The 13,777-nt window shown below is 57.0% G+C and carries 12 protein-coding genes and 1 tRNA gene; 9 read left to right on the forward strand and 4 right to left on the reverse strand.

The window, feature by feature from the left end; translation table 11 throughout:
* The first annotated feature begins 5 nt into the window (after positions 1-5).
* Together A6F69_RS02965 and A6F69_RS02970 are read left to right on the forward strand one after the other, a co-directional pair.
* Positions 6-1,013, forward strand: a complete 1,008-nt coding sequence (locus A6F69_RS02965; protein WP_067602327.1) for a threonine aldolase family protein — start codon at positions 6-8, stop codon at positions 1,011-1,013.
* Positions 1,010-1,978, forward strand: a complete 969-nt coding sequence (locus A6F69_RS02970) for a DMT family transporter (protein ID WP_067597146.1) — start codon at positions 1,010-1,012, stop codon at positions 1,976-1,978. The genes A6F69_RS02965 and A6F69_RS02970 overlap by 4 nt, the downstream gene beginning before the upstream one ends.
* Here the strand turns inward: A6F69_RS02970 and A6F69_RS02975 are convergent.
* Positions 1,975-2,769 (reverse strand): SDR family oxidoreductase, encoded by a 795-nt coding sequence (locus A6F69_RS02975; protein WP_067597149.1) that lies wholly within the window; start codon positions 2,767-2,769, stop codon positions 1,975-1,977. The genes A6F69_RS02970 and A6F69_RS02975 overlap by 4 nt on opposite strands.
* 54 nt (positions 2,770-2,823) lie before the next feature.
* On the opposite strand from A6F69_RS02975, the gene pepN reads away from it, so the two are divergent.
* The 6 genes from pepN (at position 2,824) to A6F69_RS03005 (ending at position 9,797) form a co-directional block, all read left to right on the forward strand.
* Complete coding sequence (gene pepN / locus A6F69_RS02980) at positions 2,824-5,457, forward strand: aminopeptidase N (protein ID WP_067597152.1); 2,634 nt, start codon at positions 2,824-2,826, stop codon at positions 5,455-5,457.
* Positions 5,450-6,199, forward strand: a complete 750-nt coding sequence (gene pgeF / locus A6F69_RS02985) for a peptidoglycan editing factor PgeF (protein ID WP_067597156.1) — start codon at positions 5,450-5,452, stop codon at positions 6,197-6,199. The genes pepN and pgeF overlap by 8 nt, the downstream gene beginning before the upstream one ends.
* Before the next feature lie 232 nt (positions 6,200-6,431).
* Complete coding sequence (petA, locus tag A6F69_RS02990; RefSeq protein WP_179946165.1) at positions 6,432-7,007, forward strand: ubiquinol-cytochrome c reductase iron-sulfur subunit; 576 nt, start codon at positions 6,432-6,434, stop codon at positions 7,005-7,007.
* A gap of 17 nt (positions 7,008-7,024) precedes the next feature.
* Entirely contained in the window at positions 7,025-8,323 is a 1,299-nt protein-coding gene (locus tag A6F69_RS02995; RefSeq protein WP_067597158.1) for a cytochrome b, read from the forward strand.
* A gap of 35 nt (positions 8,324-8,358) precedes the next feature.
* Positions 8,359-9,186, forward strand: a complete 828-nt coding sequence (locus A6F69_RS03000; protein ID WP_067597166.1) for a cytochrome c1 — start codon at positions 8,359-8,361, stop codon at positions 9,184-9,186.
* Positions 9,187-9,260: 74 nt separating this feature from the next.
* Complete coding sequence (locus tag A6F69_RS03005) at positions 9,261-9,797, forward strand: adenine phosphoribosyltransferase (protein WP_067597171.1); 537 nt, start codon at positions 9,261-9,263, stop codon at positions 9,795-9,797.
* A gap of 6 nt (positions 9,798-9,803) precedes the next feature.
* Here A6F69_RS03005 and A6F69_RS03010 read toward each other — a convergent pair whose 3' ends face one another.
* Genes A6F69_RS03010 through cysD form a run of 3 tightly spaced genes read right to left on the reverse strand, consistent with a single transcriptional unit; the run spans position 9,804 to position 13,362 of the window.
* On the reverse strand, positions 9,804-10,541 hold the full coding sequence (locus A6F69_RS03010; RefSeq protein ID WP_281179649.1) for a 3'(2'),5'-bisphosphate nucleotidase CysQ: 738 nt from the start codon (positions 10,539-10,541) through the stop codon (positions 9,804-9,806).
* An 11-nt stretch (positions 10,542-10,552) separates the two neighbouring features.
* On the reverse strand, positions 10,553-12,460 hold the full coding sequence (gene cysN, locus A6F69_RS03015; RefSeq protein ID WP_067597176.1) for a sulfate adenylyltransferase subunit CysN: 1,908 nt from the start codon (positions 12,458-12,460) through the stop codon (positions 10,553-10,555).
* Positions 12,460-13,362, reverse strand: coding sequence for a sulfate adenylyltransferase subunit CysD (cysD, locus tag A6F69_RS03020; RefSeq protein WP_067597178.1), 903 nt, complete (start codon positions 13,360-13,362; stop codon positions 12,460-12,462). The genes cysN and cysD overlap by 1 nt, the downstream gene beginning before the upstream one ends.
* A gap of 189 nt (positions 13,363-13,551) precedes the next feature.
* Here cysD and A6F69_RS03025 point away from each other — a divergent pair.
* Positions 13,552-13,625 (forward strand) — tRNA-Gly (locus tag A6F69_RS03025).
* The last annotated feature ends 152 nt before the right edge of the window (positions 13,626-13,777 follow it).

Consider the following 13,777-nt stretch of genomic DNA (forward strand, 5'->3'; position numbering starts at 1 on the left):
TGGCAATGAGCACGCGCAAACCCTTTCTCTCTGACAATGCTGCAACAGTGCATCCCAAGCTGTGGGAGGCGATGCGCGCGGCAGACGCGCCGGACGTCCCCTATGATGGAGATACCCTGAGCGAAGCGCTAGATGATCGCTTCTCGGAAGTATTCGGGCGCGAGTGCGCGGCGATATGGATTGCGACGGGTACCGCAGCAAACTGCCTCGCGCTCGGTACAATGGTGCAGCCGCATGGCGGGGTTGTCTGCCATGAAGAGGCGCATATCGAAGTCGATGAGGGCGGGGCTCCGGGCTTCTACCTGCATGGTGCGAAGCTGATGCTGGCCAAGGGTGAAAGCGCCAAGCTGACACCTGCCAATATCTCCGCGGTCCTCGATCCGATCCGTGATGATGTCCATCAGGTGCAAGCACACGCGATCTCCATCACTCAAGCGAGTGAATATGGTTGTTCCTACCGGCCTGGGGAATTGGCGGCGCTGGGTGATCTGGCAAAAGCGCGAAAACTGGGCCTGCATATGGATGGTGCGCGGTTTGCCAACGCTGTTGCATATCTTGGCAGATCGCCTGCAGAGGCTGTTGGCCCATGTGACACATTGGCGTTCGGCTTCATAAAGAATGGCGGAATGAGCGCAGAGGCGCTTGTGATGTTCGAGCCTGCGCAGGCCGATCTGGTGAAGTATCGCCGCAAGCGCGCGGGTCATTTGCAGTGCAAGGGCCGCTATCAGGCTGCTCAGATCCTTGCGATGCTGGATGGCGATTTGTGGTTGGAGAACGCAAGAGTAGCCAATGCGGCAGCTGCAGAGATCGCTGGCGCATGTGGAGATCGCTTGCTGCATCCGGTTGAAGCCAATGAGCTGTTCGTGCGCCTATCCACGGATGAGCGCGAGGGACTGCGCGCTCAGGGCTTCGATTTCTATGACTGGGGTGAAAACTCGGCCCGGTTCGTAACGGCCTGGAACACGCCACAGGAAGACGCGATGGCTCTGGCAAAAGCGATTGTTTCTTTATGAGCGGGGCTGAAGCGCAGAGCATGCTGCGCCCCGGTGTCATCCTGCCATTCCTGATCACCGGCACAATCTGGGGCTCAACCTGGTTTGTGATCACAGGGCAAATCGACGGCGTGCCAGCGGCGTGGTCGGTTTTCTATCGCTTTGCGCTGGCGGCACCGGCCCTGTTCCTTGTCGCCTTCCTGATGAAGCGGCGGATCAAGCTTGCGCGGCCTGAACATGTGCTTGCCGCAGTCGTTGGCATCTTTCAGTTCAGCGGCAATTTCCTGTTCGTCTACCATTCAGAGCTTTACGTGACGTCCGGAATTGTGGCGATGATGTTCGCTCTACTGATGGTGCCGAATGCGATGTTCGCGCGGATCTTTCTTAGGGAGCGCGTGCAAGGTGGGTTCATGCTGGGGAGCGCGGTTGCGATTATTGGTGTGTCCTTCCTGCTGGTGCATGAATGGCGGGCCAATCCCGATGCAGGCGTTATTGGCGGCAACGTAGGGCTCGGGATTGTGCTGGCGATGCTCGGCATTCTTTCAGCCTCGGTCGCCAACGTGGTTCAGGCCAACCCGACTGGCCGCGCAGTCCCGATGGTCAGTCTGCTGGCATGGGCCATGCTTTATGGGACAGCGTTCGACGGGATCTTTGCTTTGCTGACCGCTGGCGCGCCGCCGTTGCCGACCAACATCGAATATTGGTCAGGCATCATCTATCTCGCGCTGATCGGTTCCGTCGTAACGTTTCCGCTGCATTATAATCTGGTCCGAGAGATTGGGGCAGGCCGCACCGCGTATAACTCGATCGTCACGATCTGCGTTGCGATGCTGATTTCGACTTTGCTTGAGGGTTATCGCTGGACGCCATTGACGGCAGGCGGGATGACGCTGGCGATACTGGGCATGGTTCTGGCGCTGAAGGCGCGCAAGCAGAAGACCATAAAGGTTGGGCAAGCCACAGCCTTCCGGCATGACGTCGATTAGAGAAGGCTGAGTAGGCCTTCCTTGTAAGTTGGATGGGCAGGCTCCCAGCCAAGCACCCGCTTGGCCTTGCCATTCGCGACGCGGCGATTCTCTTCATAAAATCCACGCGCCATTTCACTGAGGTTGGCCTCTTCCAGCGTCTGAAGCGGAGGCGGGGCGATGCCCAGCAATCGGCAGGCTTCCTCGGTCACGGCGTTGCCGCTGGCCGGCAGATCATCGCCAAGATTGTAAGCGCCTGCAGGGGCTTCTGTCGCGATTGCCGCGACCACGCCGGACACAATGTCATCGAGATGCACGCGGCTGAAAACTTGTCCCGGAATATCTATCCGGCGCGCCTTGCCTGATCTGACGCGATCAAAAGCGCTACGATCCGGACCATAGATGCCCGGCAGGCGGAAAACGCGCGCACCCAACTTCATCCATCTCGCATCCGCTTCGGCGCGCGCATTGCGTCGACCTTCGCTCGCGCCAGCTACGGTGGGGGTGCTCTCATCGACCCATGCGCCTTGCTGGTCGCCGTATACTCCAGTGGAGCTTAAATATCCGATCCAAAGGTCAGACAGCGCCTCGCCATAGCGGGCCAGAACCGGATCTTCGCCCGTTTGTAGATCCGGCGGAACAGATGACAGCACATGACTGGCATCGCGCAGTGAGGCGCGGACCGCATCTTCGTCATCGAAGGCGATATTACCTGAACTGCCGGTTGCATCGATTGTCCATCCGTCGGCTGTGAGCACGTCGGCCAGACGCGCAGCAGTGTATCCCAAGCCAAAGATCAACATTTGTTTCATTCGATTTGCATCTAAGCGTTGGACAGAGGCGCAAAGCAACCTAAATCGGCCAGCATGGATATGCAGCGAAATCCCGAGATGGCGGATGCCGCCCCGACCCCGCACGAGCCGCCGGTGATCCGGCGGGAGGATTACAGACCCTATCCGTGGCTGGTCCCGGAAATTGAAATGCATTTCGATCTCGGGTTGGATGTCACTCGGGTTACCTCCAAATTGACGGTCGCGCACAATGCCAAGGCTGCGCGGGCAGATTCGATCCGGCTGGAAGGCGATCATCTCGAACTGCTTTCGGTCAAAGTAGACGGCGAAGTCCGCAATGATTTCTCCCGCGATGGAGGCGATTTGATCATTCCATTGAGCGGCGACGCGCATGAGATTGAAATTGTTACGTCGATCAAGCCAGCGGCGAATACCCGGCTCGAAGGCCTCTATGCCTCCAATGGAATGCTTTGCACGCAATGCGAAGCCGAAGGGTTCCGCAGCATCACCTTCTTCCCGGATCGCCCGGATGTGCTGAGCACCTACCGCGTGAGGATGAGCGGCTCGAAAGAACAATTCCCGATTCTGCTGTGCAACGGCAATCTGGAATCAGCGGGCGAAAGAGAAGACGGTACGCATTGGGCCGAGTGGTATGATCCCTGGCCCAAGCCGAGCTATCTCTTCGCGCTGGTGGCAGGCGATCTAGTCGCGAAATCGAGCACGTTCACCACCATGTCCGGCCGCGAAGTCGAACTGAATGTCTGGGTGCGTGAAGAGGACTTGCCGCGCACTGACCATGCGATTGAAAGCCTGAAGAAGTCGATGAAATGGGATGAGGAAACTTTCGGCCGCGAATATGATCTCGATCTATACAACATAGTCGCTGTCAGCGATTTCAATATGGGGGCGATGGAGAACAAGGGTCTCAACGTCTTCAACACCAAATATGTGCTGGCTGACGCCGATACCGCGACGGATGCCGATTTCGACGCGATCGAAGGTGTTATCGCGCATGAATACTTCCACAATTGGTCAGGCAACCGAGTAACCTGCCGCGATTGGTTCCAGCTGTCTTTGAAGGAAGGATTTACTGTCCTGCGCGATCAGTTGTTCAGCCAGGATGTGCAAGGCGAAGCGGTGAAGCGGATCGAAGATGTACGCATCCTGCGCGCTGCGCAATTCCCCGAGGATTCGGGCCCTCTGGCGCACCCAATCCGACCTGACAGTTATCGCGAGATCAGCAATTTCTACACCGCGACTGTCTATAACAAGGGCGCAGAAGTGATCCGCATGATGCGGACAATGGCTGGGACGGAGCGGTTCCGAAAAGGCACTGACCTCTATTTCGACCGCCACGATGGCGAAGCGGCGACATGCGAAGATTTTGTCCGTGCGATCGAGGATGGGGCTGAACTGGATCTGGAACAGTTCCGCTTGTGGTACCGTCAGGCGGGCACGCCTCGCGTAAAGGCCGCGATGGAGCACGAAGGCGACCTAGTAAAATTGACGCTGAAACAAACGGTTCCCGCAACTCCGGGGCAGCCGGACAAGCAACCCATGGTGATCCCGCTTCGTATCGCATTGCTCGATGCGGAGACAGGCGCGCACAAAGGTGAAGAGCTGATCGTGCTTGATTGTGCGGAGAAGACCTTCTCCTTCGAAGGCTTTACCAGCCGTCCTGCGCTGTCGATCAATCGCGGCTTTACCGCGCCTGTGATGATAGAGCGCGCCGCGTCGCTTGAGGAACTGATGCTTCTCGCTGCGCATGACGATGACAGTTTTGCGCGCTATGAAGCCATGCAGGAGCTGATGGTGGGACATTTGGTCTCGGCGGCCAAGGGTAATCTGGCGGAGGGAGCCCGCGCTGCGGGTCAGCAGGCCATTGCAGCGGCCATGCGCGCTATCCTGACCGACGCAGACCTCGACGATTCGATGCGTGGTGAGCTGATGAGCTTGCCGACGCAGACATATTTGTTCGAGCAATTCGACAAAGCTGATCCCGATGCGATCCATCGCGAACGTGAAGGACTGAAAGCGATGCTCGGCTGTGATCTGGCACGCGAATTTGGCGAACTATATGATCGTGTAGCCGGTGTCCCTTTCGATGGCGAAGGGGCACGCGGCGCGCGCAAGGTTAAAACGCTGGCGCTAGGTTATATTGCAGCGAATGATTCCTTGCATGCCGCCGGGCTGGCTGCTGCACAGTATGACGCGGCGGATAACATGACTGATCGCCAAGGTGCGCTCGCAGTGCTTGCGGGGCTCGAAACGCCGCTTCGCACCGAGAAGCTGGCGGCGTTTTATGACCGCTATCAAGGCAATGCACTGGTGATCGACAAGTGGTTCACGATGCAGGCTTGGTCAATGCACCCGCAGGTTCTTGATCATGTGAAGTCGCTTGCCGAGCACCCCGACTTTACGTTGAAGAATCCCAATCGCGTGCGCTCACTCTTTATGGCTATGGCCGGCAATCCTCCAGCTTTCCATCACGCAAGCGGCGAGGGCTATCGAATACTCGCGGATCTCATTTTGGCGCTCGATCCAATCAACCCGCAAACCGCAGCGCGGTTCGTGCCCGCGCTGGGGCGCTGGAGGCGAATCGAAGATGGACGTGCTGCGATCATGCGGGTCGAGCTGGAGCGAATCAAAGCCGCGAAGGAACTCTCGCGGGATACTTTTGAGCAGGTCACACGCAGTTTGGATGGATAGCGCGGCGACCTTCGACATTGTGAGGTGCGCTGCGCTCGATGGCGTGCCACATGGATTCTTCGGCCACTCTGATGGCGAGCACCAGTTTGGCTATGGGGGCGAAGGCGCGGTAGCGAATATAGCGAAAGTGCGCGCTGCGGGAGCAGATGTCATTTTGCCTGATGGCAAGCTTGTTGCGCCGCATCAGATGCACTCGCCTGATGTTCTTGCTGTCACTGAACCATGGGAAGATGCCGCTACCGGGCGCCCCGAATACGATGCGCTTGTCACCGCAACGCCTGGCCTTGTTCTTGGCATAGTGACTGCCGATTGCGCGCCTGTCTTGCTTGCGGACAAGGATGCGCGCGTTGTCGGCGCGGTACATGCTGGATGGCGTGGTGCGCATGGTGGTGTTCTTGAGAACACTGTTGAAGCTATGAAAGTGCTTGGAGCGTCCTGCGCGAATATTACCGCAGTGATTGGGCCAACCATCGCGCAGGCCAGTTACGAGGTCGACGCGAGTTTTCGGGAGAATTTTGCTGAACAGGACGATGCACATTTTTGTCAGGGTCTGGAAGGACATTGGCAGTTTGATTTGCCCGGCTATGTGAAACAACGCCTGCAATATGTGGGGATAATGCGTGTCGAGGATTGCATGCTCGATACCTACACACTTGAAAACTCTTATTATTCCTATCGCCGTGCAACGCATCGAGGCGAGCCGAACTACGGCCGTCAGATCAGTATGATAGGACTAATGTGAGCGCAGCAGCGCTTGCTTGCACGAAACCGAACAATAGATGCCCAAAACACGGTTGGCATTACCCATCTTTGCGTCTATCAGCGCCGCCAAACAGGCGTAGCCCGATTAGACCGGGGTAACGTCGGGGCCTTTCGGGATACGAATCACACTCACATCGTTTCCTTGTCAGGTCCAATTCAATGGATCCTAAGCGCAAGGGTCTGCGCAAGGGCAAAAAGCAGGGTTAAGGCTAATGGCTGATACGACTGGCACCGCAACACCCGATGCCGCCACTGTGGCGGGCGAAGACGGGGTACGCCGGCGCGATTTCATTCACATTGCGGCAGTAAGCTTTGCAGGGGTTGGTGGTGCTTCGGTGCTCTACCCGCTGGTAAGCCAGATGGCGCCGTCGGCAGACGTACGCGCTGCGAGCAGCACAGAGATTGATGTTTCGGCAATTGAACCCGGACAGGCGATCAAAGGCGAGTTTCGAAAGCAGCCACTTTTTGTTCGTCGCCTGACAGCAGCTGAGATCGATGCTGCTAATGCGGTTGACGTTGCGACGTTGCGTGATGCTGAGTCACTGGCTGACCGGACAAAGCCCGGTCGCGAGGATATGCTTGTCACCATGGGCCTATGCACGCACTTGGGCTGTGTGCCATTGGGTGCAGCAGAGGGTGAGAACAAAGGTGAGTATGGCGGTTATTTCTGCCCTTGCCACGGATCGCACTACGATACGGCCGGTCGGATCCGCAAAGGACCCGCTCCGACCAATCTTGCTGTTCCCGATTATGAATTCACGTCCGACACTGTGATCCGCGTCGGTTAATTTCTGAGAGATTTGCGATGAGCTTTGCCTGGGCACGCCAGTACGAACCGCAGAACGGTTTCATGAAATGGATGGACGAGAAGCTGCCGCTTCCGCGTCTGGTCTATAATGCAGTCGGCGCCGGCTATCCGGTCCCGCGCAACCTCAACTACATGTGGAATTTCGGCGTCTTGGCCGGTTTCTTCCTCGTATTCCAGATTGTGACCGGCGTCGTTCTTGCGATGCACTATGCCGCGAACCAGCTGGTTGCTTTCGAGACAGTTGAGCACATCATGCGCAACGTCAATTGGGGCTGGCTGGTCCGTTACGCACACGCCAACGGCGCCAGTTTCTTTTTCCTAGTGATCTATCTTCATATCTTCCGCGGCTTCTTTTATTCGTCTTACAAGGCGCCGCGTGAAATGATCTGGCTGCTTGGCGTGGTCATCTTCCTGTTGATGATGGCAACTGCATTCATGGGCTATGTTCTGCCGTGGGGGCAGATGAGCTTCTGGGGCGCGCAGGTGATTACTGGCTTGTTCGGGGCAATCCCGGTCGTCGGGGAATCTATCCAGGTTTGGATCTTGGGTGGATATGCGCCCGACAATGCTGCTCTGAACCGTTTCTTCTCGCTTCACTTTCTGCTGCCATTTGTGATTGCCGGAGTAGTGATCTTGCACATTTGGGCGTTGCATATTCCGGGATCGTCAAACCCGACTGGTGTTGAAGTGAAGAGTGAAAGCGACACAGTGCCTTTCCACCCGTACTACACGGCAAAGGACGGTTTTGGGCTGGGCCTGATCCTGATCCTGTTCTCAATCGTGGTGTTCTATTTCCCGACCACGCTTGGTCACGCGGAAAACTACATTGAGGCGAACCCGCTTTCGACCCCGGCGCTGATCGTTCCGGAATGGTATTTCTACCCATTCTACGCGATCCTCCGCGCCTTCACTTTTGACTTGGTGATTCCGTTCACCAGCATTGTCTTGATCCCGGCAAAGCTGCTCGGTGTCATGGCTATGTTCGGCTCGATCCTGATCTGGTTCTTTCTGCCATGGCTGGACAAGGGACCAGTTCGTTCAGGCCATTATCGCCCGACATTCCGTAAATTCTTCTGGGCGCTGGTCGTCTGCATGGCGGTACTGTTCTACGTTGGAGGCATGCCGGCTGAAGAGCCCTACGTGATGATCAGTCAGCTCGCCACCGCATACTATTTCTTGCACTTCCTGGTGATTCTGCCGCTGCTGAGTTCGATCGAGAAGACCGAGCCATTGCCATACTCGATCACTGATGCGGTGCTGGGCAAAGACGGCGCTACGGCGCAACCGGCTGAGTAAGCCCGACGAAGACTGGATAGAGAGAGACACGAACCATGATCCGTATCGGTGCAATCTTAATCGGCCTGTTTTTTTCAGGGATCGCCCTGTGGTCACTCGGTAAGGGTGCTTATGCCAATTTTACCGAACCTGGTGAGAAGCCTGCCTACTACGCATTTAAGAAGAAGGCAGAGGGTCCCGACGAAGCGTTCAGCTTCGAAGGGCCGTTTGGAACCTGGGACTATGCCCAGCTTCAGCGCGGTTATCAGGTCTACAAGGAAGTTTGCGCGGCATGTCACTCGATCGAGTATGTTGCGTTTCGCAATCTCGCAGAGCTGGGCTACAACGAAGCCGAAGTCAAACAGGAAGCTTCGACCTATAACATTCCTGTCTATGATGCTTCGCTTGCCGAAGTGGAAACCCGTCCGGGCCTGCCAACCGATCACTTCCCTGCAGTGCCGTACTTCGGTGCAGGCGAACCGCCTGATCTTTCACTCATGACAAAGGCGCGCAAGAATGGCATCGATTATGTCTATTCGCTGCTGACTGGATATGGTGAGCCCGATCCAGAGCTGTTGGCCGCGAACCCCGATTTCGAAGTGCCGGCCGGCCTCTATTTCAACCCATATTTTGCCAATGTGAACCTGTCGATGGCGCCGCCGTTGGTTGCGGACGGTCAGGTTACGTACAATGACGGGACTGAAGCGACTGTCAGCCAGATGGCGAAAGATGTGACGGCGTTTCTAACGTGGACCGCAGAACCGCGCCTGATTGATCGCAAGCAAACGGGTATTCCGGTTCTGGTCTTCCTGTTCTTCGCTACGATCCTGGCATATCTGTCGAAGAAACAAATCTGGGCTTCGGTGAAGCCACGCAAAGACTGATCATTGCCACTGCGTATTTACAAAGCGCTCTGCCATCCGCGTGATGGTGGGGCGTTTTGCTTCTGGGGGCTTGTATGACGCCTGAAGAGCTTAGGGGCCTGGTCCGGACCGTACCGAATTTTCCCCAACCGGGTATCCAGTTTCGTGACATCACAACGCTGATCAGCCATCCATTGGGGCTGGCAACCAGTGTGCGGCTACTGGCTGACCGCGCGCGCGAGCTGGGTGCAGAGGCAATCGCCGGGATGGAAGCGAGAGGGTTTATCTTCGGTGCCGCCGTTGCCGTCGAACTGGAGCTGGGTTTTATTCCGGTGCGGAAACCGGGCAAGCTTCCGATTGAGACAATCGGTATCGATTACGCTCTTGAGTACGGGACAGACCGCCTGGAAATTGATCCCGGTGCCATTTCGCAAGGGCAGACCGTGGTGATCGTCGATGATCTCATCGCAACCGGTGGTACAGCGCTGGCGGCGGCAGAATTGCTGCGTCAGGCGGGCGCGACAGTCGACGATGCGCTGTTTGTTATCGACCTGCCCGATCTAGGCGGCGCGCAGAAACTTCGCGATGCCAGCGTGGAAGTCAGCACATTGATGGAATTCGAAGGCGATTGATCCGCCTTAGCTGAGCTTGGCTACCTCGTTCAGCACGCGCTCTGCCCATTCCGGACGGCAGATCAGCAGGTCCGGCAGATACGTGTCTTTGTTGTTGTAAGTGAGAGGGGACCCATCGATCCGGCTACAGTGAAGCCCATGGGCCTTTGCCACCGCCACAGGCGCGCAGCTGTCCCACTCATACTGTCCGCCAGAGTGGAGATAGATTTCTGCCTCGCCGCGTACGACTGCCATCGCCTTGGCACCGGCGCTGCCCATCGGCACCAACTCGCCGCCAATCGCCTTTGAAACTTCGACCGCTTCCTTGGCCGGGCGTGTGCGGCTAACCACCAGACGCGGAACAGGTGCGGCCTCTGGCAGAGGCGCAGGTTGGTCGGTCCGCAGCACTATCCCGCCATCAAGCCCGGGCAATGCAACCGCGCCAGCTTGCGCTTCTCCGTTTATCGCAAGGCCAACATGCACAGCCCAATCGCTACGTGCTTCGCCATATTCGCGGGTGCCGTCGACGGGATCGACGATCCAGACCCGGCTCATCGAGCAGCGCGCGACATCGTCGTTCTCTTCTTCCGACAGCAGTCCGTCGTCAGGCCGCTCTCGCCTCAAGGCTTCACATAGAAAAGCATTCGCCTGCCGGTCGCCTTCCTTGCCCAGCGCCTTGCCTTCGAACGCGCCGGAGGCTCGCACATCAAGCAGTATCTGCCCGGCTTTTAGCGCCAACTGCGCTGCGAGTTGTGCGTCTGTCACGTCAGCCTTGCTCACTTCAACGGCATGAGTTGTTCAAGGATGTAATCGGCGGCTTCGGCAGGCGTCATGTGCACGGTGTTGACGCGAATTTCGGCAGTCTCCGGCTCTTCATAGGGGCTGTCGATCCCGGTGAAGTTTTTCAGCTCGCCAGAGCGCGCCTTCTTATAGAGGCCTTTCACGTCACGCTGCTCCGCAACTTCCAGCGGTGTATCGACAAAAATCTCTATAAACTCGCCTTCTGGCAGCATCTCGCGCACCATGCGGCGTTCTGCGCGGAACGGTGAAATGAAGGCTGTCAGTACGATCAGTCCGGCATCCGCCATCAGCTTGGCGACCTCGCCAATGCGGCGGATATTCTCGATCCGGTCCGCTTCGGTAAATCCCAGATCCTTGTTCAAGCCGTGACGCACATTGTCCCCGTCAAGCAGGAAGGTATGCCGGTTCATCAGATTGAGCCGCTTCTCTACTTCATTGGCAATGGTCGATTTGCCAGAACCTGACAGACCGGTGAACCACAACACTCGCGGTTGCTGGTTCTTTAGCGCCGCGTGATCTTCGCGCGTGATCTCAGTCGGCTGCCAATGCACATTTTGTGCGCGGCGCAGGCTGAAGTGGATCATGCCGGCTGCAACCGTTGCGTTGGTATACTTGTCGATCAGAATGAAGCCGCCAAGCTGGCGGCTCTTTTCATAGGGTTCAAAAGTGATTGGCCGGTCTGTGCGGAGTTCCGCCACGCCAATGCCGTTCAGCTCGAGCGTCTTCGCGGCCAGATGTTCGAAGGTGTTGACGCAAATCTCGTACTTGGGAGGCTGCACATTGGCGGTCACCATTTGCGTGCCGAGCTTGAGCCAATAGCCGCGCCCGGGCTTCATCGCCTCTTCATCCATCCATACGATTGTGGCTTCAAATTGGTCAGAAGCCTCTGGCGGGTCGTCAGCGGCTGCAATCACATCCCCGCGGCTGCAATCAACCTCGTCTTCAAGGGTGAGTGTGACTGACTGGCCAGCGACCGCTTCTTCCAGCTCACCATCAAAGGTCACCACGCTTTTGATCTTGCTGGTCTTGCCTGAGGGGACAATCCGTACCGGGTCGCCCGGTTTCACCGTTCCGCCTGAAACCAGCCCGGCGAAACCACGGAAGTCGAGATTGGGGCGATTGACCCATTGAACCGGCATGCGGAAGCTGCGTTCCTGTGCGCGCGTATTCGCCAGCTCGACTGTCTCAAGGTGCTGGATCAGGCTCGCCCCGGCGTACCACGGCGTGTTGGCCGATGGCGCGGAGGTGATATTGTCGCCCTTGAAGCCCGAGATCGGGATGGCGGTGAACTCCTCAACGCCGATCTCGTCCGCAAAGGCGCTGTAGTCTGCAACAATCCGATCGAAGGTTGCCTGATCATAGCCGACCAGATCCATCTTGTTCACGGCAAGCACCAGGTGCTTGATACCCAGCAGGTGGACAAGGAAGCTGTGACGCTTGGTCTGTTCCAGCACGCCTTTTCGCGCATCAATCAGGATCACCGCCAGATCTGCGGTGGAAGCGCCGGTGACCATGTTGCGGGTGTATTGCTCATGCCCGGGCGTATCTGCGACGATGAACTTGCGTTTCTCTGTCGCGAAAAAGCGGTAAGCGACATCAATCGTGATGCCTTGCTCACGCTCAGCGGCTAGCCCATCGACTAGCAGCGCAAAGTCAATTGCTTCGCCTTGCGTTCCGTGTTTCGCGCTATCGCCCTCAAGTGCCGCCAACTGGTCTTCGAAGATCATCTTCGAATCGTAAAGCAAGCGCCCGATCAATGTGCTTTTGCCATCGTCAACCGAACCGCACGTGATGAAACGGAGCATTTCCTTGTGCTGCTGCGCATCAAGATAGGCGGCAATGTCTTCCGCGATCAAAGCTTCAGGAGTGTACACTTCTGACATCAGAAATACCCCTCCTGCTTCTTAGCTTCCATCGAAGCGCTTTCGCCCTTGTCAATTGCGCGACCTTGCCGTTCAGACCCAGTCGCGAGCAGCATTTCCTGGATGATATCGGAAAGGTCGGTCGCCTCGCTTTCAGTCGCGCCGGTCAGTGGATAGCAGCCCAGCGTGCGGAAACGGACCGAGCGTTCGATCACTTGCTCTCCATCTTCGAAGCGGAAACGTTCGTCATCGACAACCAGCAGCAATCCATCGCGGGTAACAGTGGGTCGCTTGGCTGAATAGTAGAGCGGAACGATGTCGATCTTCTCAGCAAGAATATACTGCCAGATGTCGAGCTCGGTCCAATTGGACAGCGGGAAGACACGGATGCTTTCGCCATCTTTCTTCCGCGCGTTGTAGAGATTCCAAAGCTCTGGCCGCTGGTTCTTCGGGTCCCACCGATGTGCAGAGTTGCGGAAACTGAACACACGCTCTTTTGCGCGCGCCTTCTCTTCGTCACGCCGCCCGCCGCCAAACGCCGCATCAAAGCCGTGTTCGCTCAGCGCGCGCTTCAAGGGGTCAGTCAATTGAGCCTGCGAATAGAGCGCGCTTCCAGTGTCGAAGGGATTGATGCCTTGCGCCTCAGCCTCTTCATTCTCTGCAACGATCAGCTTGAGGCCATACTCCTCCACTGTCTTGTCACGATGCGCGAGCAAATCCTGAAAGTCCCAGCCGCTCGCCACATGCAGCATCGGGAAGGGAGGCGGCGAAGGATAGAATGCCTTTCGCGCCATGTGCAGCATGACGGACGAGTCCTTGCCGACCGAGTATAGCATCACAGGGTTGCTGGCCTCGGCCACAACTTCACGCATGATGTGAATGGCTTCGGCTTCCAACCGTTCTAGGTGAGTCAAGCTATGCATGGATGGTCAATTAATAATTTGCAGCCATTCGGGTAACCCCAAAGCGTGGCCAACCGGGACAAGAATTCGTTTGCTGCTGACAATCGGATGCTTGCCTCCCTTACAATCGCCAAACCATGCGTATTTGCATTGACGAGACCCACTGAACCGTGGCAATTGCGCGCCGCGCTTCAAATGGAGTGCCAGCGGGCGGGTATAGCTTAGTGGTAAAGCCCTAGCCTTCCAAGCTAGTTATGCGGGTTCGATTCCCGCTACCCGCTCCAACTTTGCTTCCCAGTATTACACCATTTTCTTGCGGGGCTTGATTGTTCTGTCGGTAAAATTTGGGCTGAGCGCGTGACGCAGATTTCAAATTGCCGCAGTGAGAATTCGAGTCCCCGCTTGCTCGCGGAATCAAAATGCCGAGCGCCCCGTA

Source organism: Altererythrobacter ishigakiensis, assembly GCF_001663155.1.
GTDB lineage: Bacteria > Pseudomonadota > Alphaproteobacteria > Sphingomonadales > Sphingomonadaceae > Erythrobacter > Erythrobacter ishigakiensis.

What these genes read in the sequence shown, in the direction of transcription:
- A6F69_RS02965 (WP_067602327.1), top strand. Translation starts at nt 6, where the DNA reads ATGAGCACGCGCAAACCCTTTCTCTCTGACAATGCTGCAACAGTGCAT.
- A6F69_RS02970 (WP_067597146.1), top strand. Translation starts at nt 1,010, where the DNA reads ATGAGCGGGGCTGAAGCGCAGAGCATGCTGCGCCCCGGTGTCATCCTG.
- A6F69_RS02975 (WP_067597149.1), bottom strand. Translation starts at nt 2,769, where the DNA reads ATGAAACAAATGTTGATCTTTGGCTTGGGATACACTGCTGCGCGTCTG.
- pepN (WP_067597152.1), top strand. Translation starts at nt 2,824, where the DNA reads ATGGATATGCAGCGAAATCCCGAGATGGCGGATGCCGCCCCGACCCCG.
- pgeF (WP_067597156.1), top strand. Translation starts at nt 5,450, where the DNA reads ATGGATAGCGCGGCGACCTTCGACATTGTGAGGTGCGCTGCGCTCGAT.
- petA (WP_179946165.1), top strand. Translation starts at nt 6,432, where the DNA reads ATGGCTGATACGACTGGCACCGCAACACCCGATGCCGCCACTGTGGCG.
- A6F69_RS02995 (WP_067597158.1), top strand. Translation starts at nt 7,025, where the DNA reads ATGAGCTTTGCCTGGGCACGCCAGTACGAACCGCAGAACGGTTTCATG.
- A6F69_RS03000 (WP_067597166.1), top strand. Translation starts at nt 8,359, where the DNA reads ATGATCCGTATCGGTGCAATCTTAATCGGCCTGTTTTTTTCAGGGATC.
- A6F69_RS03005 (WP_067597171.1), top strand. Translation starts at nt 9,261, where the DNA reads ATGACGCCTGAAGAGCTTAGGGGCCTGGTCCGGACCGTACCGAATTTT.
- cysN (WP_067597176.1), bottom strand. Translation starts at nt 12,460, where the DNA reads ATGTCAGAAGTGTACACTCCTGAAGCTTTGATCGCGGAAGACATTGCC.
- cysD (WP_067597178.1), bottom strand. Translation starts at nt 13,362, where the DNA reads ATGCATAGCTTGACTCACCTAGAACGGTTGGAAGCCGAAGCCATTCAC.